We start from the raw sequence: 21,788 nt of genomic DNA on the forward strand, positions 1-21,788 counted from the left end.
AGCTTCGTTCGTCCCTGCGGTGTTCGGTCCTCGCGGATTCGAAAGTGCATAGCACCCCTTGAACTGGGGTGTTGCGACGACCACTAGAACCCAAGACCGGCCCCAGCGGGCCCGAAACAATCAAGCCAACGGACCCGCGCGCTACCCTAGCGGGCATTGCAGGAAAGATCCCAGATTCGCCCCCAGAGCCGTTCCCGGTTCTGGGGGCGAACTTCGGCGTGAGGAGGTGCGGCTGGTGGTCTACCGCTGCCGAGGTGAACGGTGACGAACGCGCCACAGGTACCGCACTCCCACGATTACGGCGCACCCGCACACGACCAGCCCGGCCAGCCACAACACCGAGTACACGGTGAGAGGGAAGTCGGTCAGCAGCCACAGGCTGCCCAAAATGCCTGCGTAGACGACGGGAACACCGAGCAGGTCAGAGCCGTCGATCCAGGGGTTGGGCGGGATGAGACGCCGTTTCTGGGGGGGACATCGTGTCTCCGAGTCAGGGGGAGGGGCGTACTGCTCCCATGAACCTGGGGGCGTAGAACGTACCGTCCACAGCCTCCACCCGCACATCCTGCCCGGTAGAAGGCGCGTTGATCATCTGGCCGTCGCCGACGTACATGGTCACGTGAGTGGGTGGGTCTCCGGGGGCGTAGGGGCGGGTGTCGTAGAACAGTAGGTCACCGGGGGCGAGTTCGTCGAGACTCACGCGATCCCCTGCGGTGTACTGATCTGTGGTGACCCGAGGAATGCTCACTCCAGCCGCCGCCCAGGCCTGCTGGGTGAGTCCGGAGCAGTCGAACCCGTCGGGGCCGGTGCCGCCCCACACGTACGGTTTGCCCACCTGTTGCAGGGCCCACTCGGCCGCGGTGATCCCTTCCGGACTGACTGGCCCTGCCACGCTGGTGCCGGTTCCGGGGTGCAGGGTGTCGTAGCGATCGACCTCGGCTAGCACGTCCTCGACGTACCACCAGGCCGGGTTGTAGCGGTACAGGGCGTTCTCCAGGTCTCCACGGTCGGTGAAGTCGACCGGTGCGCCTTGAGCGCTCTGACACAGCTCGACCGCGGTGCTGGCGACACTGTCGAACACGTTGTGCGGGTCGGCTTCGGTGCCACCGCGGGCGTTGACCCCGTACCGGTCCCAGTTCGCCGGAAGGTGCTGGGTGACTCCCACCGCTGCGTCGTAGACGTCATCTCCGTCCCACTTCCCGCCGTCGGTGTCGTAGTGCGGAGTCAGGTTGTCTCCAACACCACTGCCGTCCAGGGTGGGGCCTACGGACGGCGGGTCGGTGGTGCCGTCCGGGTGGATCGTGCTGGTGGCGCCGTGGTCGGACTCCACCGACCCGATCCCGGCCAGGACCTGCCAGCGCAGCCCGGTGCACTGCTCGAACTCGGGGGCCTCCAGGAACTGGGGTCCTTGCACGTAGGCCTGCAACAAGGTCGGGTCGATCCCCTCGACCTCATCCGGTGCCGTGGCTTCGGGGGTGTCCATCACGGCGCCCGCCAGGGAGATGACCAGGCCCGAAGCCAGCAGGACCCCGGCCCCGAGGGCGATTGCGCAGCCGAAGCTAGCCACCGCTCTGCCTCCAGTCGAACAGGGGCGGCTGGTGTGCTCCCTCCTCAACGAGCCCCGCCAGCGCCCGGGGGCGCAGCTGGTGGTCGTCCAGCCGCGTCCACACTCGCTGGGCGGGGTGTTCGCCGCGCAGCGCGGTGGCCACCGGTACGGGGGTGGAGGCGCCCAGGGCCCGGCGCACGTGGGCCTCGCGGCGCCGAGTGGGAAGCACGAACAGCACGATCCCGCGCACGTCCGCGGATGTGGCTAGCTCGTGGTAAGCGTCGAGCTTGGCGGACAGCCGGCGCAGGCGTTCGGTGCCGTTGTCGTACTCCAGGAAGAAGGGTACCGATGCATCGCCCACGGTCCAGGTGCCCGCGCCGTCGGGGCGTACGATGTCGCCCCACAGGTCGGCGCACTCCTCCTCGGTCCACCACCTCAGGTGCGCGTCATGGCTCTCCTCGCGGGCGTGTGCGTATAGGTCGGTGAAGACCTGGTTGATGCCGATGGTGTGGGTGAGCCGGGTGTTGGTGACGTTGGCCAGCGCCCGCTCGCGCCGGTACCCGAATTCGCGCAGACTCTGTCCCTGTTCGGCGGCCAGGATCTCGGCGCCGGGCTGGTCCAAGACGTAGTGCCAGGGCGAGCCCCCGCGCGGCTGCCAGGGCCGAAGCCGGTCCAGGGCGCGCAGCTGGTAGAGCAGGGCCAGCCTCTGTTTGGCGGTGTTGTAGGAGTTCCAGCCCAGGGCGGCGAGCTGGTCGGTGGTGAAGACTCGGTGGCGCCAGATGAGGCGCATGAGGCGGCGGTCGCGGTCGGTCAGTCGGCGGGCCAGGGCCTTGATGGTCTCGGGGGAGCTGCGGGGGCGGATGGGGGCGCGGTGGTCGGGACGGAACTCCACGGACACGACGAAACCTCCAGGGGTTAGCGGGTGCGGTTGGTGCGGGCGGCTTTGCGCACGGCGGTGGCCCGGCCGCGGATCAGGGGTGGCAGGGGCCGGGTGCGCAGGGTGAACGCGGGGGAAAGGGCGCCGTTGGTGACCAGTCGGGCGGCGGCCTGATACCTGTCCAGGTGGGACAGGTCGTGTTCGGTGATCTCGGGGTGGACGTGCCGGCCCAGGTGATGGGCGTCCTCCGGACTCAGATCGAAGAACACCTTCGAACGGGCGTTGGCGCTGGTGGCCTCACGCAGATCCCGAGGGAGCTGGGCCAGGTCCTGATGGGCGATGGTCAAGCCCGCCCGGTAGGCGCGGGCTTCGGCGAGCATGTCGCCCAGCCCGAAGGGGAGCGTCAGGAAATTCTGGGCCTCGTCCAGGTAGATGCCGGTGTCCACCCGGTCGGCTTCGCGCTGACGGGCCCGGGACAGGATTCCGTTCCAGGTCTGGGCCAGGATCAGAGAGCCGAGCAGGGATGAGGTGTCCTCGCCGACCACGCCTTTGGGCAGGCGGGCGATGATCACCGCCCGGTCATCGAGCAGGGTGGACATGTCCAGGGACTCGCGCGGGCGGGCGGCCAGTAGGTCCCGGGCGAAGTCGCGCAACAACACTGCGCGCAGTTTGTTGAGCAGGGGTGCTGTGGCGTGGCTGCGGGCCTGGTCGGAGAGGTTGTCGTACCAGCGCCAGAACCCGGCCAGCACCGAGTCCTCGTCCAGGTGGGCGGTGGTGCGCTTGCGGAAACTCGCGTTCTCCAGCAGCTTGGGGACGTTGGACAGGGAGGCCTGTGGGGAGGCCGCCAGGGTCAGACAGCACGAGCGCAGGATGTCGTCGGTGCGCGGCCCCCAGTTGTCGCGGTAGATGCGGGAGAACACCCCGGTGACCATGTCGGCGGTGCGCACCGGATCGGTGCCGCCCAGAACGTTCAGGCTCGGGGGTGGGGAGTCATCATCGGGGTCGATGAGGATGACCCGCTCCAGTGCTGATTCGGGCATGCGGGACAGCAGAAGGTCAGACTCGCCTTTGGGTTCGATGAACACGATCCCGCGGCCTTTGGTGATGTCGTCCAGGGCCATGCCCATGAGCAGGGTGGTCTTGCCGACGCCGGTGCCGCCGATGATGTGGGTGTGCTGGCGCGCGTCTGCGGTGCGCTGGGCGATGGTGCGCCGCTCGCTGTGTTCGGCAGTGCCCACCACCCGGGCCTCGGGCAGGTCGACGGCCACCTGTGGTGGGGGCGGCACCGGGCGGGCCGGAGCACGTTGAAGGCCGGGGACGGTCTCATCTAGCGGCAGATGCGCGATGGCCGCCAGCTCTCGGGCGGTGAGCAGATCCCCGGACCCCATAGTGCGGTGCTGGGATCGAGCCCAGGCCCGCCACCAGAACCGGTGCCGCTGGTAGTAGTTGTGGCCGCTGAACACGCTCCAGGCGGCGGCTACCGCGTGCGCACGACCCCGACGGCGTTGGCGAGCATCACCGTCACGGCCAGGGGAGAACACCAGGTACCGGACCTGGGTCTCTAGGCGGGGTTGGGTGGATTTGTTCAGGATCGCCTGGATCTCCCGGCCCACCTCCGGGCGCAGCGCCAGCAGGTTCGCTGAGCGGTGCCCGCCCGGGGTGAGGGCGTCGAACACCCCACCGTTGGGGGAGTAGTTATAACGCAGGGAGGAAGCGGCCTTGTTCGCGCGACGCAACCGCCTTCCGGTGACCGGACGCACCCCCACCTGCACTAACACCTGGTCCTGCCCGGTCAGGTCCCCGGCCGCTCCGATCAGCGCCCGCAGCGGGTCTTCCTCGAACTGGTGCTGGATGGGGTAGTGGTCTGGACGGGCCAGGCGCACCTGGCCCCCGTGCACGAAAAGCTGGCCGGGCGCGGGGGAGACGGTGCGGGTGGTGGCCGACGCACCGGGCCAGGCGGAGGTGATGGCCCGCTCCACCATGCCGGGCGGTAGGGGGCCGGGCACCCACATCCGGATTCGCAGCCCGTGCACGCTCATCGCGTACTCCCACACCAGATGCGGCTGCCCGAATATCAGGCGCTTCCACCAGGGGCGCAGGGTGCCCAGCATCTGCCGCCACAGGTCCTCAGCGCCAGACAGGTCGCTCTTGGGCGGGGGCAGGATCTCCACCAAACGGGCCTCGCGTCGCCACCTTCTCTGGCGCACCCAGCCCAGAGCATGGCGGACCAGGATCAGGCCGAGCACGGTGATCGGGGCGGCGGCGGCGAGCACGATGCCGTGGGAAGCCACCAGGGCAACGACAAAGGTTCCGATCGCGGAGGGCAGTTCACCCAGGTCAACGATCCAGTCGCTCACAGCAGGTCCTCCCCGTCCTCGGAGTCCAGGTCCTCGAACTCGGGGGAGGCATCGGAGAGGCGGGCGCTGGCCAGCTCCGCGGGGTTCGTCGTGACCAGCTGGTGCTCAGCTTCGCTGGCCACCACCCGGTAGGCGATGCGAAGATCCGATCCGCTGCACAGCAACGCGTCCCCCGGTGCGGCGGTGAGCAGATACTGCTGCTCTCCCTCGGAGAGATTGAAGGCCGCTGCGACCTCGTCGATGGCCTGCGGGGCCTGGCGCATGAGGATCTGCGTGCTCGCATTGGCCACAATGGCCTTGCCCAGATCGCTACCAAGCACGTCCGCCGCATCCTGCGTGGCCAGACCGAACGCCGTCCAACGCTTCCGCGCCGCCTTCGCCAACCGGAACAGGAACTTCGCCCCTTCGGGCTCCTGCATGAGGATCCAGCCCTCGTCCACCAACACCATGCGCGGGTGGTCAGGGGAGGGAGCGTCCGCAACGGTGCGCCAGATCGAATCCAGCGCCAGCAGCGTCCCCACGGCCTTGAGTTCGTCAGGAAGCCGGCGCAGCGACCAGGACACCAGGTGCCCAGCTGGCCTCTGGCTCGTGGGCGCCCGGAACAGCTCGTTGTAGGAACCGGACACGTAGGGCTGGAGCTGGACCGCGAGGTCTTGGGAGTGCTCGTCGGCATCGGCCGCCAGGGTGGCCACCAGGTCCGCCAACAGCGGAGCCGGGCGGGACCAGGTCGAGGCCTCACCGGTGATCCCCGCTTCCCGGTAGGTGGTCACCAGCGCCCGATCGAGCGCGGCGCGCTGACGGGCGGACAAGGAACCGCCCAGCATCACCGCCATCAGGGTGTGCAGGAACAGGGCGCGTCGGCTGACGGCGTCGCGCCGCGATGTGGAGTCCGCTGCCAGATCGAGGGGGTTCACGTGGACTCCGGGTGCCCCGAGTTGAAGGACGGTGCCGCCCACGGCGTGGGCGAGGCGGGTGTATTCGTCCTCGGGGTCGATGACGGCGGCGGTCACGCCCGCGTACAGATTCCGGAGCAGGTCGAGCTTGCATTGGTACGACTTTCCGGCGCCGCTGCGGGCCAGCGTCACAGAGTTGTAGTTGTCGCCGGACCACCGGTCCCACACCACCACCCCCGAGCTGCTGGCGTTGAGCCCGTACAGCACCGCCCGGTCGGTGGTCTGCACGGCCAGGTCCGGGGAGGCGAAGGGAAAGCTCGCGGAGAGCGCGGCGGTGTCCATACTGCGCCGCTGGTCCAGCGGATCCACGCCCAGGGGCAGGCCGGCGATCCACCCTTGGAGCTGGCGGTAGGAAGCGGGCCGCACGTCCAACAACATCGACGAACACAGCGACCGGACGTGGTCGACTTCCTCGGCCAGGGATTCCTCCGTGGAGGCGTGCACCGTCAGGTACAGGCCGACTCTGAACAACTTGCCTTCGCCCCTGGCCAGGGAAGCGGCCATCTCGCGGGCGTCCTCGGCGGCGACTTCGGCCTCGAAGTCTTCGAGTTTGCCCTTCTCTGCGGTGGTGCGGCTGGAGGCTTCTAGCTTGGACATCTGTCGCCGGAGCCGGTCGGCCGCGGTTTGGGGCGGGATCGGGTCGATGTGCAGCGACACGTCCAGGCGGCCGGGGTAGGTAAGCAGCGGTTCGGTCCAGCCGTGACCCACCTCGGCGGGGTAGCCGGCCACCGCCCAGGAAGCGCTCACCCCGCCCCCTACACGCAGGTGTCGGGGCGCGACCTCGACCTCGGCGGCCACCGGCCCCGCGCCATCAGCGGGCGTGGTGCGGTTCTTCTTGGTGCGGGTGAACACCTCAGGCCTCCTCGGTTGCGGCGGGACCGGTGATGCCCGAAGTGGGGCTGGAGAGCCCTTCGGGAGGCACATGGCGACTGGAGGGATCGGCCGCGGAGGCCAGGATCGCGGCGACCTGCCCGCCGCTGAGCACCTGAGCCCGGGAACCGGCGGCGCACAGTCCACGCACGGCGTCCTCGGCCCTGCGCCGTACCGTGCTCGCGGCATGGGCGGCATCGCCGCCTCTCTCGCGCAGCACCAGGATGATCTGGCGCCGCAGCAGATCCCGTGTTTGGGCCAGGTCGGCGAGGAAGTCGGCGTGGCCGCGGGCGGCGCGCTCCAGTGCCGGGTGCGGCATCGACGGTGCCGCTCGGTCCAGGGCGTCCACCAAGGGGTCCAACTTGATGGACTCGGCCCGCACCAGCAGCTGCACAGGAGTGCGGAGCGAGTTCAGGTAGGAGGCGAACCCGTTCACCAACCCCGCCTGTTCAGCGGGGGTGCGCAGCGCGAAACTCACCGTGGAGCAGGACACCAGCACAGCGCAGCCGTGTTCAGCCAGATCGACGACTCCGTCATCGGCAATCGACTTCACTGGCAGATCCAGCGGGCTGGGCAGCGGTGGAGTGGCGGCATCCACCCATGAGGGAAGCGGGTCGGCGGTGGGTGCTCCGGTGGCGCGCCGTTTGGGAGACCGCAGGAATCTCAAAGCTGCCAGAAGAAGGCGATCCAGACTGAGCCCGTCGCGCCTGACCAGAGCGGCGGCCACCGCCGCGCCCATCACCGGCACCGCGGCGACCACGAACACGATCGGCGGCACCAGATGATTGAGGCTGCTGTAGGCGACCCACAGCCCCACGCCGGGAGCCCCGATGATCGCGAGCTGGCGGGCGGTGAGCCCAGCGAGGATCTTGTCCTCGCGTTCGACGTCGGCCGGCATACGCACACGGGACATTCAGCGCCTCCTTCGAGGACGAGGGGTGGGTGGATCGAACAGAGCGTCCTGGCGGGGGAGTGGGATCCGGGGTGGTAGGTCGCGTGCACCGGGCAACGGGTCCTGTCGAGGCTGCGGATCGCGCCAGCCCGGGAGCGTCTCCTGGCGTGGCGGCGAGGGCCGGGTGAGCTCGGGTTGGTAGTAGCGGCGCCGCTCGCGCAGACGCGCCTGTGCACGCCGGTCGATCTGTCGGTCGATGCCAGGCAACGCGTCCTGCCGGTACGGCAACCGGGCGCTGAAATCGGGCAGTTCGCTCTGTTGCCACCGCTGCGCTGGGCCCGTGGAAGATCCTGCGGGTGCCGAGGGCGGGGGTGAGGAACGGAGTGGAGCGTGCTGCGAGGCCGCCGCGCGCGATGCCGAGGCCGCGCCCCTCCTCGCCGCGAAGGCCTTGCCCAGACCACGGAAGATCAACAAGCTGGCGACCAGTTTGGTCCCCTTGACCAGGGGCGATCTCTGGTAGTTGACCACCTGCCGGAACGCCCAAAACGGGATCCTCACCAGCACGTACATGCAGCAGATGATCAGCAGGACGTCGATCACGTTCTCGGCGGCCTCGATGAAGGTCGGGGCCGCGTTGCGGGAGAGGAACAGCACGAGCATCAGCCGCAGAACGACCGCCTGGCCGATCTGGATGATCATGAGCGCGCCCATGGCCCGCCACCACAACCGGGCGAGCCCTTCGGTTTGGGGAAGGGCGTGGCAGGCCAGTGCCAGGGGGGAGACGGCGGTGAGCAGGATCCACAGCACGATGCGCAGGATCGCCGCCAGCATGAAGAAGAAGGCGAGCAGCGAGCCCACCAGCATCAGCAGCAACAGGACCAGCGCTTCCCCGGCCGGGTTGTCGAAGACGCGCACCAGGGTTTCGGTGAGGTTCTCGATGGTCGCGGCGCCGTCAAGGAGGTTGATCGCAATCCCGTTGGCCAGCTCCCGCATCATCTCGGTGAGCAAGAACGAGGAGTTCGCAGCGATGAACCCCAGCACTACCCGGGGGAGCAGGTCCTTGACCCCGGCGGAGGTCTGCACGGTCTGGTAACTCATCAGCAGGACCCCGGCCACGATGACCACCAGCACGTACAAGGAGTTGGCGACGGTGAGGTGTTCACCCCAGATGGTCCGGACTCCCTCGGTGGGCGGTGGGGTGGACAGCGCTGGGAGAGCGGCCAGGGTGACCGTGAACTCGATCGCGTCGGCGATGAGATTGACCACCCAGAGGTAGAACCCCACAGTGACCCGGCACCCGAATTCGACGGGGCCGCATTCCTCGGATCGGTGGGGGTGGGCGCCGATGAGTCTTCGGGCAGATCCGCGGGCAGGACAGCTGCCCCGACTTCAGCGGGGGCTGCCCACAGGAGCCCGCCGCTGACGCCGAGGACCACCACCACAATCCGAAGACGTGGTCTCATGAGAGCCCCACGAAACCCCGGAGGATCTGCACCAGGATCGGCGCGAGGATCGCGACCAGATACCCCATCGCGCTGTACTTCAGCGTGTCCTTGGCCTTGTTGACCTCGCCTGGGTCACCGCCAGCCAGCAGGTAACGCAAGCCACCGATGGTCAGCAGCAGCGTGGCCAACACGACCAACAAGCCCACGAGCCAGTTGCGGATGTTGGTGATAACCGTGTCCAGGTCGCTGACTCCGGGGTCCTCGGCTGCCAGCGCCCAGGCCGGCGAGACCTCACCCAACACCACGATCAAGCCCACGGTCGCCCCCAGAGCCAGAGCGGGGAGCACATTGGTTTTGACTGCCTCCATCACGGTCACCTCGATTCGGTGAAACCCCGCGACATTCAGCGGGACACACGAATCCAGGGCCGGGGCGAAGACGCCGACTCCTCCTTTCCCTCAATGGCGCTTTCAGTGGTGGGCGTTCGGCACCTTCTTCGCCCCGGCTGGAGTGTCCCCTTGTGGCGGGGGAGGAGAAACTCTCCTCACCCATCAAAAGGAATTCAGGTGCCGATATCGCTCATCGCCACTTCAGATTCGTCCGTGACCAGCAACGACGCCAGCCGCTCCTCGGCAGCCTTACGCCACCGACGCGCGGTGATGTAGGACAGGCGCAGATCCTGGGCGACCTGCCTCAACGGCGCGCCCTCCAAGCGAGTCCGCGCTACCAAGTCCGCCTCCACCGGGGTCACCGCCCTCGCGGAGACAGCCTCGGCCAACACCGTGACCGGACCCCGCCCGCTCCTACGGGCCACGGCGACCATGCTCTGATCCCCGGCCGCCAACGCGCTCGCTTCGCGCACCTGGCGGTAGCAGTACCGGTTGGCCGTGTTGGTCACCGCCGACCACAGCCGATGCTGCACATCGATCACACCAGCCGGGATGGACCGCACCTGCTCCAACAGTGCGGTGAGCAGCTCACCCTCCACATCCGGGATCTGGTGCGCGGGCACACGCGCATACCGTGCGCACGCGGTCACCATGGGGCCAAGCATCGCCCCGGCAGCGATGACCGTCCACGTGGACTCGCCAGCACGTGCGTGGGCGAACACCCGGTGCCAGAGCTCATCGGTCTGATTCTGCGGCCCCTTGCGCAGCCGCTCCAGGACCTGAGAGGCGGTCAGCTCAGCAGCGTCAACACCCTTCACTGAAGCGGTGGGCAGAGTGGGTTGGCCGGGCCCGGTGGTGAGCAGAGTGAGCGTGCGCCGCAATATATCGAATGGCTGATCGGTGGACTCCATGTCGAACTCCCATCTCGTTCGGGGAGTCCCATGAAGCACGACTGGATTCGCAGAAAATGAGCAGTTGATCCGCGTAGTGTTCTGCTCATAAGCTGCGTTATATCTGCTCACGCAAACGGCTCAGGTGCGTTATGTGCACACGCTTTGACCGTCATCAAGTGCAAGGAGCGGACCAACGGTTCGATCCGGTGCGTACGTGGTGCGTACGCCGCTCACCAGGGCAATGAGCGAAAAACGCCATCTCGTTCCTTTTGATAGTGAGGCGTTCGACACCCAGCCGACCACCCACCGATGACTCACCACCCACCACTACGCACACGGCTGCTGCTGATCGATGGCAGCCCTGGGGCGACGACCCTGCTCGTGCTGGCCGCCCACGGGGCGATCCCCGCGTTCGATGCCGTCGTAGCGCTCGACATCGGCCGGAACCTGGTCCGGTCCCAGCCCCTGGTCGCGTTGCGACAGATGGCCATCGCGGCAGGTATGGACTGGAACCTGGCCCAGACCGGCGACACGGTCCAGGCCGCCCTCGACGGCACAGTGTTGCCGTTGCCGCTGTTCACCCTCACCCCTGACGGAGTTCGAGGGCGGTTGCCACACGGGTGCGCTCGCCGCCAAAGCTTCGCCCTGACCGGCGTCGTGCGTCAGCTGCTCGGGTATCCGCGCCCTAGGCCGGTCCCCGACGGGATTGTGGCCGAGTGCGCCACCGGCACCGCCCTCGGCCAGCCGCAGGCGCCGCCGTCGACCGGTCCGCGCTACGTCCGCGTCCGGCACCCGCTAATCGAGATCGGGTGGACCCGCAGCGACTGTGCGGCATTCCTGGCCCACCACGAACTCCCCGCAGAACTCGACCTGGCATGCATCGCCTGCCCGCTGCGCTCCAACAGAGCCTGGCGGCAGTTGCGCGAGGACGCACCGGCAGCGTTCGCCGAAGCGGTTGCCGTGGACACCACCCTGAGGCATGGCCACCCCAGCCCGGCACGGCGCGGCATGCCGCCCGGCACGCAGTTCTTCCTCCACCCCGATCGCGTCCCCCTGGACCAGGTCGACCTGACCGAGCCCGGCGAGGCGGAGCCCAGTGGCTGCACGCCGTGGACGCGCCGCGGCAACGGTCACGGCAACTCGGAGCAGAGGGGCAGCAACCGATGAGCACCACCACAACGACCACTGCGCCGACCTTGCGCCTGCTCTCCCTCGGGGCGGGGGTCCAGTCCACCACCCTGTTCCTACTCGCAGCCCAAGGCGCCATCGAACCCTTCGACTACGCCCTGTTCGCCGACACCGGATGGGAACCCCGCAGCGTCTACCGACACCTGGAGTGTCTGGAGCGCACCGCAGCCGAAGCAGGCATCCCCATGCTCCGTGTCAGCGCGGGCAACATACGCGACGACGCCCTGGATGAACGGCATCGGTTCGCCTCGATGCCGCTGTTCGTGCGAGGCCCCCAGGGGCAGCGAGGTATGGCCAGAAGGCAATGCACTTCCGAGTACAAGGTTCGCCCTCTCAAGCGCGAAGCCCGGCGTCTGCTGGGCTTCCCCCACCCCACCCGCGTCCCCTCGGGTGTCTACGCCACCCAGGCCATCGGCATCAGCGTGGACGAGGTCCACCGCGCCAAGGACGCCGACGTCCGCTACCTGCGCAACGTCTTCCCGCTGCTGGACCTGGGGTGGACCCGCAGGGACTGTCGCGCCTACCTGAGCGCCCACGGATGGGGCCACACCCTGCGCTCAGCGTGCATCGGATGCCCCTACCGCTCCAACACCTCCTGGGCTGAACTGCGAGCAACAGAACCGGCGGAGTTCGAGGACGCCGCCGACTTCGATGCCGCGATCCGGCACGGCCACCCCGCAGCGGCAAAGCGCGGCATGCCGCTGCGCGGCACCTACTACCTCCACTCCTCCCGACAACCCCTGGCCGAAGCCGACCTCGGCATCGACAACGGCTCCGAACCGGAAGGGTGCTCACCCTGGTCCTGCCGCGGCGATGCCGCCCCCGATCCGGCACTTGGCGGTGAGGGGCAGTGACTGCTACAACGCTGCCGCAGAACACCACCCCGACCACGGAGCTGCACACGGTGATCGGATCGCTGTGCACGGGCTACGCGGGCCTGGACATGGGCGTTGCCGCAGCACTAGGCGGTACCGCACGCCTGGCCTGGGTCGCCGACCACGACCCCCACATCCGCAAGCTACTCACCCACCGCTTCCCCAACGTCCCCAACCTCGGAGACCTGTCCGCCGTGCGCTGGTCGCAGGTGGAACAAGTCGACGTGATCACCGCCGGTTTTCCCTGCCAGGACGTCAGTGCGGCTGGGGTAGGCGCTGGAATCGAGAAAGGAGAACGTTCTGGTGTCTGGTTCCGGGTCATGGACGCCGTTCGCTATCTACGACCATCACTCCTCGTGCTGGAGAACGTGGCCGCCCTCCGATGGCGCGGGCGAGGCTTCGACCGCGTACTCGCAGACCTGGCCCGCACGGGGTATGACGCACACTGGCGTTGCGTACGCGCCTCCGACATTGGCGCGCCCCACCAGCGCGAGCGCATCTTCGTTGTTGCCCACCCCGTGCGCCAGCGACGGGGCACGGGGCTCGTCAGATCCGCATCTGCGTACGCGGCAGAAGCGACAGGTGCGGGTGGGCGATGTTCTGTGCCATCCGCCCCACACGCCCGCGTCCGCACGCACCCGCACTGCGCACACCAGAGCCCGCAAACGCACCCCCGGAAGGTTGCTGCCCACACCCCTGGCCAGCGATGCCACCAAAGGCAGCCCGCGGCAGAGAAGTTCAAGCGGGCACCCCACGCTGCCCTCCGCGGCCATCGGTACCCACACCGGCAACGACAGCACACCCCGGCGCCGTTCGCGTACGCGTGGGGAGACTACGAACCCGCGATCCGGCAGTGGGAGAGGGTGCTCGGACGACCGGCACCGGCGCCGACCGAAGTCGGCACCCGGGGACAACCCCGACTGAGTGCCGAACTGGTCGAGTGGATGATGGGACTCCCCGAAGGCTGGGTCACCGACCCGGAACTCGGCATGCCGCGTCGAGCTCAGCTTCAGGCTCTCGGCAACGGGGTGGTGCCACAGCAGGCGACCGTTGCCGTGCGGCACCTGCTGGACGACGAGGCTCACGGTGTTTTCCAGCGGCACGGTCGCTGTTGCACGGTCCGTCATCCCAGCGGCATCCTGCGGTGTTGCCGTGGCACTTGCGGCAACTGGGGGAGTGCCGGATGAGTGAACGGCAGCGACCTACCAACAGCTACCGCGAACAGGTTCCTGAGCGGCTGAGCTCTACCTACGATGCGAGTTCCTCCGGGGAATCCGCACCGCTGGAGCTGTTCACTCCGGCCCAGGCCGCGGAGAAGCTCAAGGTTCCCGAGTCCTGGCTCCGCAAGAAGGCCACCGCACGCCAGGTGCCCTTCACCTTCATCGGCAAGCACCTGCGGTTCAGTGCCCAGGATCTGGCGCAGATCATCCATGACGGTCGCCGAGAGCCCTTGACCGGACCGTCTTCCCGCCCCCGGAGGCGAACCGAGTAACCCCAAGAGGCAAGGAGTTCGTACGCATGGCGTACGCAGAACAGCGAGGAAAGAAGTGGCGGGTCAAGTACAAGAAGCCCAACGGCGATTGGGCTTCTGAGTCCGGGTTCGAGACCAAGAAGGCGGCCCTGGGCTGGGGGCATGACCAGGAGTCGGACATCCGCCGGGGCACCTACATCGACTCCAAGCACGCCAAGGAGAAGTTCGGCACGCTCGCGGAGCAGGTGTTCTCCAAAGCGAAGCTGGCGATCAACACCGCGGCCAAGTACCGCTGCTACCTGGACCGGCACATCCTGCCCCAGTGGCAGGACTGGCCCTTGGGAGCGATCCTGACCGATTCCCAGGAGCTCAAGGGATGGGTGGCGGATCTGCACGAGGACCTCGCCGAACCGTCGGTGGCCTCGGTCTTCGCCTACTTCTCGACGATCCTGGAAGTGGCCGTCCAGGACCGTAAGATCCCGGCCAACCCCGCACGCGGTGTGCGGGTGATCTCGGGGGAGTACATGGCCGAGCGTCAGGTCGCGTCCCCCAGCCAGGCTCTGCGGGCCGCGATGCGGCTGGGCCACACCTTCGGCCACGCCGGGTTCGTGTTGACGCTGATGGCCCACTACACCGGCGCACGCTGGTCCGAACTGGTCGTTCTCCAGCCGCACGACTACGACGAGGTCAACCACGCCATCCCGGTGCGTACGCCTCTTCGCGAGGCCAACGGGACGTTGGAGGTGGCCAAGAAGCCCAAGACCCCTTCCAGCCGGCGGTGGATTCAGCTGCCCCCGTTCCTGGACCTGCTGTACACCGATCTGATCGGGGCCAGCGAACACCCCTACCTGTTCACCGGTCCCCAAGGTGGGCTGTTGCGGCGCGGGAACTTCCGGCAGCGGTTCTGGCGGCCCGCGTGGGACGGCGACCACACCAGCGAGTCGCAGTGGCTGCGTCCCGCTCTGGTTCCGGGGGTCACGTTCACTGACGCGGGACGGCGCTCGCATCGGACCGGGCTGGCCGAGGAGGGGATCCCCGAAGTGGCCAGGGCCGCGAGGTTGGGGCACACCATCCCGGGGATGAAGCGCGTCTACGAGATGGTGACCGACGAGATGAAGAAGAGCGTACTCACGGTGACCGAGACCCGGTGGATGCGGAGTGTGGACGCTCTCACCTACGGGGAGCGGGACCGGTTGTTCGGTATGGCGCCGATCCTCGAAGAGCACTACCGTGGAAACAGCGAAAGCGGGCTCCCGAAGGAACCCGCTTCGAAGTTGATCTCCCAGATATCTCCCAAGGCGGGATGATCATCTTCGCCGCTACAGCCAGATAACTCTCTGACCTGCGGTGCTGCTTGTGGGCGATACAGGACTCGAACCTGTGACCCCTACCGTGTCGAGGTAGTGCTCTAGCCAACTGAGCTAATCGCCCCTATGGAAATGTGCTGCGCGTGGAGCCGGAGACGGGAATCGAACCCGTGTGCAGGGATTTGCAGTCCCTTGCCTCAACCACTCGGCCACTCCGGCCTGCAAAGCACGGGGGAGCCGCGTGGCACCCATGCGTGCCTTTCTCCGAGCGGACGACGGGATTCGAACCCGCGACCCTCACCTTGGCAAGGTGATGCTCTACCAGCTGAGCCACGTCCGCGTGTGCCCGGGGTGGTGCCCCGAAGCCGATCCGATTGTGCCATCCGAGGAGGCGCAAGGCGAATCGTTCGAGCGGACGACGGGATTCGAACCCGCGACCCTCACCTTGGCAAGGTGATGCTCTACCAGCTGAGCCACGTCCGCGCGGCGAGTGTGTCCGTGGCCTCCGGGGCTTCCCGGTGCCGCGTCCCTCGCTGCGTTAAGAACTCTAGCGGAAGTTGCGGGGAAGTGCGAAATCGGTTCCGTGCGGGGGTTCCCGCCCCTGCCGAGGCAGGCCGGTGCGGCCCGCCGCGGCGGCAGGAACTACTTCTCCACGTGCGCGGGGGTGGAGGGCATGTCGGGGCGCGGAGGCGCGGACAGGTACTGCCCGACCCGTTCGATCACCTTGTTCATCTCGTAGGCGATCAGGCCCACGTCGCTGTCGGCGTCCGACATCAGCGCCATGCACGCGCCCTCGCCCGCGGCGGCCACGAAGAGGAAGGCCCGGTCCATCTCGATGATGCTCTGGCGGATGCCCCCGGCGGAGAACTGCTTGCTGGCGCCCCCGGCGAGGCTGTGCAGCCCCGAGGCGATCGCCGACAGGTGTTCGGCGGCGGGCCGGTCCAGCCCGCTGGAGGTGGCCATGAGGAGCCCGTCCGTGGACAGGACGATGGCGTGTTGGGTGCCCGAGGCGCGGGTGAGGAGGTCGTCCAGCAGCCAGCTGAGTTCGCCGCGGGCGGTGCTCGGTGGGGTCATGTCTCTCTTCGCTGTGTCTGGTGCGGTCGTGGGCGAGGGGCACGCGCGTCCCGCGAGGGCTCCGCGTGTACCGGCAGGGGAGGCGGCTGGGGGAGGCGGCTACCGGTCCCGCATAAGCGTTGCCCAGATGATAGTCATTCGTAACTTATCTGTCCCGTGCGCGCCGCCGGTTCCGGGTGGTCCACCCTGTCGTGACATCCATTCTGACCTGCGAGGACGTGCTGGAAAAACCCGTCGGCGTACCGGACCGGCGGCCGGTGCCGGACAGGGGACTTGCCAGGGCGCGGCCCCGGCCGGTAGGGCGGCACCGGGGTTCACCAGGCGGGACCCGGTGCGGAGGTGGCAGGATTCGGGGTGTCACCGCCCCGACCAGGGGCCGAGAGAACGCGGGGGTTGGACATGAGGGTGTGGATCGCGGGCGCCGGGTACGGGCGCGGCGCCGTACTGGAGGAGAAGGACGCGAGGATTCCCGTGGCCGACCACGGGATCACCGTGGGCGACGGCGTCTTCGAGACGGTGCGGGCCCAGCACGGCGAACCCTTCGCGCTCACCCGGCACCTGAGGCGGCTGGCCCGCTCCGCCCGGGGGCTGGGGATGGACGAGCCCGACCTCGACCTGGTCGCCGACGGCGTCGCCCGGGCGATCGCCGCGAACCCCGAGCTGACCGACGCCCGGGTACGCATCACCGTCACGGACGGGAACGGGCCGCTGGGCTCGGCCCGCGGGCAGGGAGAGCAGACCGCCATCGTGGCGATGGGCCCCTTCCCGCCCATCCCCACCACCACGGACGTGGCCCTCGCGCCGTGGCCGCGCAACGAGTTCGGGGCCCTGGCCGGGCTGAAGACCACGTCCTACGCGGACAACGTGCGCGCGCTCGCCTACGCGAGTGAGCGGGGCGCCAGCGAGGCGGTCTTCCGCAACGTCTCGGGCAACCTGTGCGAGGGCACCGGCAGCAACGTCTTCGTGGTGCTCGACGGCAGGCTGGTCACGCCTCCGCTGTCGGCCGGTCCGCTGGCGGGCGTCACCAGGGAGCTGGTGCTGGAGTGGTACGGCGGCGAGGAGGAGGACGTTCCCATGGAGCGGCTCCCCGAGATCAGCGAGGCCTTCCTGACCTCCACCGGGCGCGACGTCCAGGCGATCCTGACCATCGACGACCAGAAGGTGTCGACGGAACCGGGGCCGGTCACCCGTGAGGCGATGGCGGTCTTCGCCGAGCGCTCCGCCGCCGACATCGACCCCTGACCGGGTCCTCGGTCCGCGCCTCCGGGGCGGCGGAGGGGGTGCGACAGAGGGAGGGGACGGCGCCGGAGCGCCGTCCCCTCCCTCTGTCGTCCTCGCGGTGCGGCGGCCTAGGAGTGGAGGTGCTGCTGGATCTCGTCGTCGAGGTCCACGAACTGGCCCTCCTGGCCGGCGGGGACGATCTCGTAGGTGCGGTGGAGGAACTCCGCCAGCGGGGACACCTGGGTGTCGAACTCGGCCTGGCCGAAGGGCGAGGACAGCGCGATGCTGACCGAGCGGTCGCCGCTCTCGTCCTTGGAGGGCCACACGCGGACGTCGCCCTCGCCGACGGGGCGGACGATGCCCACGGTGAGGAGTTCGCGAGCGAAGATCCACTCGACGGGGTTGTCCTCGCCGGTGTGGAACGCGACGCGGATCGCGTACGGGTCGTCAGCGCTGTAGTCGAGTCGCGCGACCAGGGGAACCGCGGTGCGCTCCGGGACCACGAGTCGCAGGCCCAGCTCGGCGGTGGCAGTGGTGTCGCTACTGTTCATGTTCGCCAAACCTTTTCTCGTCCGGCCCAGAGTCCTGGGGCGCGGGCCGGTTGCCGCCTCACTCGCTCCAACGCGGACGCCCGCGGACTATGACGTGAGTACGGAAACTTTCTTGGTCGGTGGGACCGGAGATCTCGCTGCCCGCCCAGCGGGGTCAGCGCGCCGCCTGGCGGCACCACGATCCTTCGTCACTGTAATGACCAGGGGAAACCAAAGATTTCCCCATGTTGAGTGGCCCGCGTCACGCGGAGGTCGTTCCGCGGTCGCTGCGGGAGGGTTCACGGGGACTGGAACTCCTACTCACTGCGGGGATCATCGCTGACGGGGGAGCCCCATGGGAACCCGTTGACCAGCATATGTGACCTCGATCACGTACCTTTGCGTTCGCTGGGCGGGTTTGTGTGCGTCGAGCACCCCCGAACGTGCGCTAGAGTTTTTCTTGTCAGGCCGACGAGGCCGGACGGGGCACCAGCCCAGAGGGGCGATTAGCTCAGTTGGCTAGAGCGCATCGTTCACACCGATGAGGTCACTGGTTCGAGTCCAGTATCGCCCACCTCGTGGAGGAGCCCGGTTCGTATCGCACGAACCGGGCTCCTCTTCTTCGTGTCGCGTCGGGTCAAGTTCGGGCAACGCGCGCGTCCGCCCGGGGTCTGCGGAGGCCGCCGGAGCGGGCCCGCCGTGGTCAGTCCGGGGGAGCGGGGCGTCCTCGGCGTGCGGCGCGTGCGGCCGCGCGCTCGCGGCGGCGTTCGAGGAACTGGTCCCTGGTCCGCAGGGCCCACCTCTCCCCGCGCCGGGTCCACACGCGCGCGGGCCGGAGCAGGCGGTGCGCCCAGCGGAACTCGGTGCTGAGGATGAGGAGCCCGAGGAAGATCGAGGCCACCCCCGGTCCGGGGACGACCAGCATGACCACCCCGGCCAGGGCCACGACGGTGCCGACGGTCCCGACCAGGACGCGCCAGGGCAGGTGCAGGGCCGGATGGGTGTGCATGCGTCTACGGAACAGGCGGAGCCGTGCGCGCAGGCGCCTCCACCGCCGTACTCGGGCATGGCGAGTGGGGGATGTCTCCGGGGCCGGTGGCCCGCTCGGTGGGCTCGGTGACATGCGCTCACAGTATTCGGTCGATGAGACTGGTGCTTTCGGGTCGGGGTTGGTCGCCATGATCGGATGTCTGCTGATTGTCACTGATCTCAAGGAAGGGATCAATGGTTCCTGCGGAGGCGCTGGAGAAACCCTGAAAAAGTGATGATCCATGACAGATCCTCCTGTGCCGAGCGGATTCGGGCTCGTCAGAGGGGTTCGAGCGGCCACGCTGGTCTGTGGGTCGACGCCGATCGGAGCGGCCGAATTCCACGACCGAATCACGGGGGTTCCTCCCTGATCCGTCCTTTCCCGCGCTCCGTTCCCCGGCCGGTGCCGCGCCTGTGGACAACCAGGGGCACCCCCATCCCGGAGCCGATAGCATCGGGGGAGCGAGACCCAGCCCCGGTGCACCGCGGGGGCGGATCGCATCCACGACATCGACGTAATCCCTAGGAGTCACCGTGTCCGCCGCGTCTGAGCTGCACATCACCCTCGCCGGAACCCCGCGTGCGGTGGCGGCCACGACCACCGCGGGCCAGGCGCTGGAGGCGGACGGCAGGATCGTGATCGCCGCCCTGGTCAACGGTGAGCCCCGCGACCTGGCCTGGGTGCTCGCCGACGGCGACACCGTCGAGCCGGTCGCCATCGACTCCGAGGAGGGGCGGGCGATCCTGCGCCACTCCACCGCGCACGTCCTCGCCCAGGCCGTCCAGGAGCTCTTCCCCGAGGCCAAGCTGGGCATCGGACCGCCCGTCGAGAACGGCTTCTACTACGACTTCGACGTTGCCGAGCCCTTCACCCCCGCCGATCTCAAGAGCATCGAGAAGAAGATGCAGCAGATCATCAAGCAGGGGCAGCGCTTCGACCGCAGGGCCGTCTCCGACGACGACGCCCGCGCCGAGCTGGCCACCGAGCCCTACAAGCTGGAACTGATCGGCCTCAAGGGCGGTGCGGCCGAGGCCGCCGAGGGCGCCTCCGCCGAGGTCGGCGCGGGCGAGCTCACCATCTACGACAACGTCCACCCGCGCACCGGCGAGCTGTGCTGGAAGGACCTGTGCCGCGGACCGCACATCCCGACCACCAAGGTGATCCCGGCCTTCAAGCTCATGCGCACCGCCGCCGCCTACTGGCGCGGCAAGGAGACCAACCCGCAGCTCCAGCGCGTCTACGGCACCGCCTGGGAGACCAAGGACCGGCTCAAGGAGTACCTGGCCTTCCTGGAGGAGGCCGAGAAGCGCGACCACCGCAAGCTGGGCTCCGAGCTCGACCTCTTCTCCATCCCGGACGAGATCGGTTCCGGCCTGGCCGTCTTCCACCCCCGTGGCGGCATCATCCGCCGGGTGATGGAGGACTACTCGCGCAAGCGCCACGAGGAGAGCGGCTACGAGTTCGTCTACTCGCCGCACGCCACCAAGAGCGCCCTGTTCGAGAAGTCCGGGCACCTGGACTGGTACGCGGAGGGCATGTACCCCCCCATGCAGCTCGACGGCGGACAGGACTACTACCTGAAGCCGATGAACTGCCCGATGCACAACCTGATCTTCGACGCGCGCGGGCGCTCCTACCGGGAGCTGCCGCTGCGCATGTTCGAGTTCGGCACCGTCTACCGGTACGAGAAGTCCGGCGTGGTGCACGGCCTGACCCGCGCCCGGGGCTTCACCCAGGACGACGCGCACATCTACTGCACCCGCGAGCAGATGGCCGACGAGCTCGACTCGCTGCTCACCTTCGTGCTGGAGCTGCTGCGCGACTACGGCCTGGAGGACTTCTACCTGGAGCTGTCCACCAAGGACCCGGAGAAGTACGTCGGTGACGACGCCAGCTGGGAGGAGGCCACCGACACCCTGCGCCGGGCCGCGGAGAAGCAGGGCCTGGAGCTGGTCCTGGACCCGGGTGGCGCCGCCTTCTACGGGCCCAAGATCTCCGTGCAGGCCAAGGACGCCATCGGCCGCACCTGGCAGATGTCCACCATCCAGCTGGACTTCAACCTGCCCGAGCGGTTCGACCTGGAGTACACCGCGGCGGACGGCACCCGTCAGCGCCCGGTGATGATCCACCGCGCCCTCTTCGGCTCCATCGAGCGGTTCTTCGCGGTCCTGTTGGAGCACTACGCGGGCGCGTTCCCGGCGTGGCTGGCCCCGGTCCAGGCGGTGGGCATCCCGATCGCCGACGAGCACGTGCCCTACCTCCAGGAGGTCGCGGCCAGGCTCCGGGCCGAGGGCATCCGGGTCGAGGTCGACGCCAGCGACGACCGGATGCAGAAGAAGATCCGCAACGCCCAGAAGCAGAAGGTGCCGTTCATGCTGCTGGCCGGTGACGAGGACATCAGCAAGGACGCGGTGTCGTTCCGCTACCGGGACGGCTCCCAGAACAACGGTGTGCCGGTGGACGAGGCGGTGGCGGAGATCGTCGCCGCCGTCCGCGAGCGTCGCCCCTAGGGTCGGCGGGCGTCCCCACGGGGGCGCCGTGTGCCCGCGAGACGGCAGGAGCGCCCGTCCCCCGGTGGGGGCGGGCGCTCCGCCGTGGCGGGGAAGCTCGGTTCAGTCGCGCTCACGCGGGCCGTTCTCCGGGGCCCGGTCGTCCTTGAACAGGTCCTCGCGGGAGATCCTCGCGGTGGCGTTGGGGTCCGGAGCGGTCTCCTCCTCGTCGTCGCGGAACAGGTCCGCGCGCGAGATGCGGTGCGTGGCGTTGGGATCACTCATGGGGTGCAGCTCCCTTGTGTGCGTTGGGGTATCCCGGATTTTATCGGCCCGTCCCGACAGGAGGGGACGCCCGGACGACGCGCACCGTCGATCCGG

General features: G+C 68.5%; 19 protein-coding genes and 5 tRNA genes. 8 read left to right on the forward strand and 16 right to left on the reverse strand.

Annotated features, from left to right (window positions below; all coding sequences use genetic code 11):
- Window positions 1-490: 490 nt before the first annotated feature.
- From ACFYL4_RS22860 to ACFYL4_RS22895, 8 genes are all read right to left on the reverse strand, one after another.
- On the reverse strand, window positions 491-1,567 hold the full coding sequence (locus tag ACFYL4_RS22860; RefSeq protein ID WP_387520802.1) for a C40 family peptidase: 1,077 nt from the start codon (window positions 1,565-1,567) through the stop codon (window positions 491-493).
- Complete coding sequence (locus ACFYL4_RS22865) at window positions 1,560-2,444, reverse strand: replication-relaxation family protein (protein ID WP_387520805.1); 885 nt, start codon at window positions 2,442-2,444, stop codon at window positions 1,560-1,562. Before ACFYL4_RS22865 ends, ACFYL4_RS22860 begins: the two co-directional genes overlap by 8 nt.
- Before the next feature lie 17 nt (window positions 2,445-2,461).
- Window positions 2,462-4,780 carry a type IV secretory system conjugative DNA transfer family protein gene (locus ACFYL4_RS22870; RefSeq protein WP_387520807.1) on the reverse strand — a complete coding sequence of 773 codons (2,319 nt, stop codon included), beginning with the start codon at window positions 4,778-4,780 and terminating at the stop codon, window positions 2,462-2,464.
- The gene (locus ACFYL4_RS22875) at window positions 4,777-6,585 is read right to left on the reverse strand and encodes a VirB4 family type IV secretion system protein (protein ID WP_387520810.1); all 1,809 of its coding nucleotides are present in this window, start codon (window positions 6,583-6,585) and stop codon (window positions 4,777-4,779) included. The genes ACFYL4_RS22870 and ACFYL4_RS22875 overlap by 4 nt, the downstream gene beginning before the upstream one ends.
- 1 nt (window position 6,586) lies before the next feature.
- A complete protein-coding gene (locus ACFYL4_RS22880) occupies window positions 6,587-7,516 on the reverse strand; it encodes a PrgI family protein (RefSeq protein WP_387520813.1) in 930 nt (309 codons plus the stop codon).
- Window positions 7,517-8,779, reverse strand: coding sequence for a hypothetical protein (locus tag ACFYL4_RS22885; RefSeq protein ID WP_387520816.1), 1,263 nt, complete (start codon window positions 8,777-8,779; stop codon window positions 7,517-7,519).
- 175 nt (window positions 8,780-8,954) lie between these two features.
- Window positions 8,955-9,308 (reverse strand): pilin, encoded by a 354-nt coding sequence (locus ACFYL4_RS22890; protein WP_387521003.1) that lies wholly within the window; start codon window positions 9,306-9,308, stop codon window positions 8,955-8,957.
- A gap of 194 nt (window positions 9,309-9,502) precedes the next feature.
- The gene (locus tag ACFYL4_RS22895) at window positions 9,503-10,240 is read right to left on the reverse strand and encodes a hypothetical protein (protein ID WP_387520819.1); all 738 of its coding nucleotides are present in this window, start codon (window positions 10,238-10,240) and stop codon (window positions 9,503-9,505) included.
- 291 nt (window positions 10,241-10,531) lie between these two features.
- Between ACFYL4_RS22895 and ACFYL4_RS22900 the strand changes: the two genes are divergently transcribed.
- Genes ACFYL4_RS22900 through ACFYL4_RS22920 form a run of 5 tightly spaced genes read left to right on the forward strand, consistent with a single transcriptional unit; the run spans window position 10,532 to window position 15,063 of the window.
- Complete coding sequence (locus ACFYL4_RS22900) at window positions 10,532-11,389, forward strand: hypothetical protein (RefSeq protein ID WP_387520821.1); 858 nt, start codon at window positions 10,532-10,534, stop codon at window positions 11,387-11,389.
- Window positions 11,386-12,264 (forward strand): hypothetical protein, encoded by an 879-nt coding sequence (locus ACFYL4_RS22905; protein WP_387520824.1) that lies wholly within the window; start codon window positions 11,386-11,388, stop codon window positions 12,262-12,264. The genes ACFYL4_RS22900 and ACFYL4_RS22905 overlap by 4 nt, the downstream gene beginning before the upstream one ends.
- 50 nt (window positions 12,265-12,314) lie before the next feature.
- Window positions 12,315-13,472 carry a DNA cytosine methyltransferase gene (locus ACFYL4_RS22910; protein ID WP_387521006.1) on the forward strand — a complete coding sequence of 386 codons (1,158 nt, stop codon included), beginning with the start codon at window positions 12,315-12,317 and terminating at the stop codon, window positions 13,470-13,472.
- Window positions 13,469-13,777, forward strand: coding sequence for a helix-turn-helix domain-containing protein (locus ACFYL4_RS22915; protein WP_387520826.1), 309 nt, complete (start codon window positions 13,469-13,471; stop codon window positions 13,775-13,777). The genes ACFYL4_RS22910 and ACFYL4_RS22915 overlap by 4 nt, the downstream gene beginning before the upstream one ends.
- Window positions 13,778-13,803: 26 nt before the next feature.
- A complete protein-coding gene (locus ACFYL4_RS22920; RefSeq protein WP_387520829.1) occupies window positions 13,804-15,063 on the forward strand; it encodes a tyrosine-type recombinase/integrase in 1,260 nt (419 codons plus the stop codon).
- Between the two features lie 50 nt (window positions 15,064-15,113).
- Here ACFYL4_RS22920 and ACFYL4_RS22925 read toward each other — a convergent pair.
- From ACFYL4_RS22925 to ACFYL4_RS22945, 5 genes are all read right to left on the reverse strand, one after another.
- Window positions 15,114-15,187 (reverse strand) — tRNA-Val (locus tag ACFYL4_RS22925).
- A gap of 20 nt (window positions 15,188-15,207) precedes the next feature.
- A tRNA-Cys gene (locus tag ACFYL4_RS22930) sits at window positions 15,208-15,282 on the reverse strand.
- A 48-nt stretch (window positions 15,283-15,330) separates the two neighbouring features.
- Window positions 15,331-15,403: transfer RNA gene (locus tag ACFYL4_RS22935), tRNA-Gly, on the reverse strand.
- 70 nt (window positions 15,404-15,473) lie between these two features.
- A tRNA-Gly gene (locus ACFYL4_RS22940) sits at window positions 15,474-15,546 on the reverse strand.
- A 159-nt stretch (window positions 15,547-15,705) separates the two neighbouring features.
- The gene (locus tag ACFYL4_RS22945; RefSeq protein ID WP_357759277.1) at window positions 15,706-16,137 is read right to left on the reverse strand and encodes a roadblock/LC7 domain-containing protein; all 432 of its coding nucleotides are present in this window, start codon (window positions 16,135-16,137) and stop codon (window positions 15,706-15,708) included.
- 399 nt (window positions 16,138-16,536) lie between these two features.
- Here ACFYL4_RS22945 and ACFYL4_RS22950 point away from each other — a divergent pair, with 399 nt between their 5' ends.
- On the forward strand, window positions 16,537-17,379 hold the full coding sequence (locus ACFYL4_RS22950; protein ID WP_387520831.1) for an aminotransferase class IV: 843 nt from the start codon (window positions 16,537-16,539) through the stop codon (window positions 17,377-17,379).
- A 107-nt stretch (window positions 17,380-17,486) separates the two neighbouring features.
- Here the strand turns inward: ACFYL4_RS22950 and ACFYL4_RS22955 are convergent, their stop codons facing one another.
- A complete protein-coding gene (locus tag ACFYL4_RS22955) occupies window positions 17,487-17,909 on the reverse strand; it encodes an SsgA family sporulation/cell division regulator (protein ID WP_357759281.1) in 423 nt (140 codons plus the stop codon).
- 479 nt (window positions 17,910-18,388) lie between these two features.
- Here ACFYL4_RS22955 and ACFYL4_RS22960 point away from each other — a divergent pair.
- Window positions 18,389-18,462: transfer RNA gene (locus tag ACFYL4_RS22960), tRNA-Val, on the forward strand.
- A gap of 129 nt (window positions 18,463-18,591) precedes the next feature.
- On the opposite strand, the gene ACFYL4_RS22965 is transcribed toward ACFYL4_RS22960, so the two are convergent.
- Complete coding sequence (locus tag ACFYL4_RS22965; protein WP_387520835.1) at window positions 18,592-18,897, reverse strand: PGPGW domain-containing protein; 306 nt, start codon at window positions 18,895-18,897, stop codon at window positions 18,592-18,594.
- Between the two features lie 554 nt (window positions 18,898-19,451).
- Here ACFYL4_RS22965 and thrS point away from each other — a divergent pair.
- Entirely contained in the window at window positions 19,452-21,428 is a 1,977-nt protein-coding gene (thrS, locus tag ACFYL4_RS22970; RefSeq protein ID WP_387520837.1) for a threonine--tRNA ligase, read from the forward strand.
- A 102-nt stretch (window positions 21,429-21,530) separates the two neighbouring features.
- On the opposite strand, the gene ACFYL4_RS22975 is transcribed toward thrS, so the two are convergent.
- Window positions 21,531-21,692, reverse strand: coding sequence for a hypothetical protein (locus ACFYL4_RS22975; RefSeq protein ID WP_357759290.1), 162 nt, complete (start codon window positions 21,690-21,692; stop codon window positions 21,531-21,533).
- Window positions 21,693-21,788 lie beyond the last annotated feature (96 nt).

The sequence above is a fragment of the Nocardiopsis sp. NPDC006938 genome, from assembly GCF_042869555.1.
Lineage (GTDB): Bacteria > Actinomycetota > Actinomycetes > Streptosporangiales > Streptosporangiaceae > Nocardiopsis.

Excerpts from the sequence above, each read along its gene's own strand:
- ACFYL4_RS22915 (WP_387520826.1), top strand. The coding sequence starts at position 13,469 with ATGAGTGAACGGCAGCGACCTACCAACAGCTACCGCGAACAGGTTCCT.
- ACFYL4_RS22880 (WP_387520813.1), bottom strand. The coding sequence starts at position 7,516 with ATGTCCCGTGTGCGTATGCCGGCCGACGTCGAACGCGAGGACAAGATC.
- ACFYL4_RS22945 (WP_357759277.1), bottom strand. The coding sequence starts at position 16,137 with ATGACCCCACCGAGCACCGCCCGCGGCGAACTCAGCTGGCTGCTGGAC.
- ACFYL4_RS22955 (WP_357759281.1), bottom strand. The coding sequence starts at position 17,909 with ATGAACAGTAGCGACACCACTGCCACCGCCGAGCTGGGCCTGCGACTC.
- ACFYL4_RS22890 (WP_387521003.1), bottom strand. The coding sequence starts at position 9,308 with ATGGAGGCAGTCAAAACCAATGTGCTCCCCGCTCTGGCTCTGGGGGCG.
- ACFYL4_RS22975 (WP_357759290.1), bottom strand. The coding sequence starts at position 21,692 with ATGAGTGATCCCAACGCCACGCACCGCATCTCGCGCGCGGACCTGTTC.
- ACFYL4_RS22920 (WP_387520829.1), top strand. The coding sequence starts at position 13,804 with ATGGCGTACGCAGAACAGCGAGGAAAGAAGTGGCGGGTCAAGTACAAG.
- ACFYL4_RS22965 (WP_387520835.1), bottom strand. The coding sequence starts at position 18,897 with ATGCACACCCATCCGGCCCTGCACCTGCCCTGGCGCGTCCTGGTCGGG.
- ACFYL4_RS22950 (WP_387520831.1), top strand. The coding sequence starts at position 16,537 with ATGAGGGTGTGGATCGCGGGCGCCGGGTACGGGCGCGGCGCCGTACTG.
- ACFYL4_RS22900 (WP_387520821.1), top strand. The coding sequence starts at position 10,532 with ATGACTCACCACCCACCACTACGCACACGGCTGCTGCTGATCGATGGC.
- ACFYL4_RS22905 (WP_387520824.1), top strand. The coding sequence starts at position 11,386 with ATGAGCACCACCACAACGACCACTGCGCCGACCTTGCGCCTGCTCTCC.
- ACFYL4_RS22895 (WP_387520819.1), bottom strand. The coding sequence starts at position 10,240 with ATGGAGTCCACCGATCAGCCATTCGATATATTGCGGCGCACGCTCACT.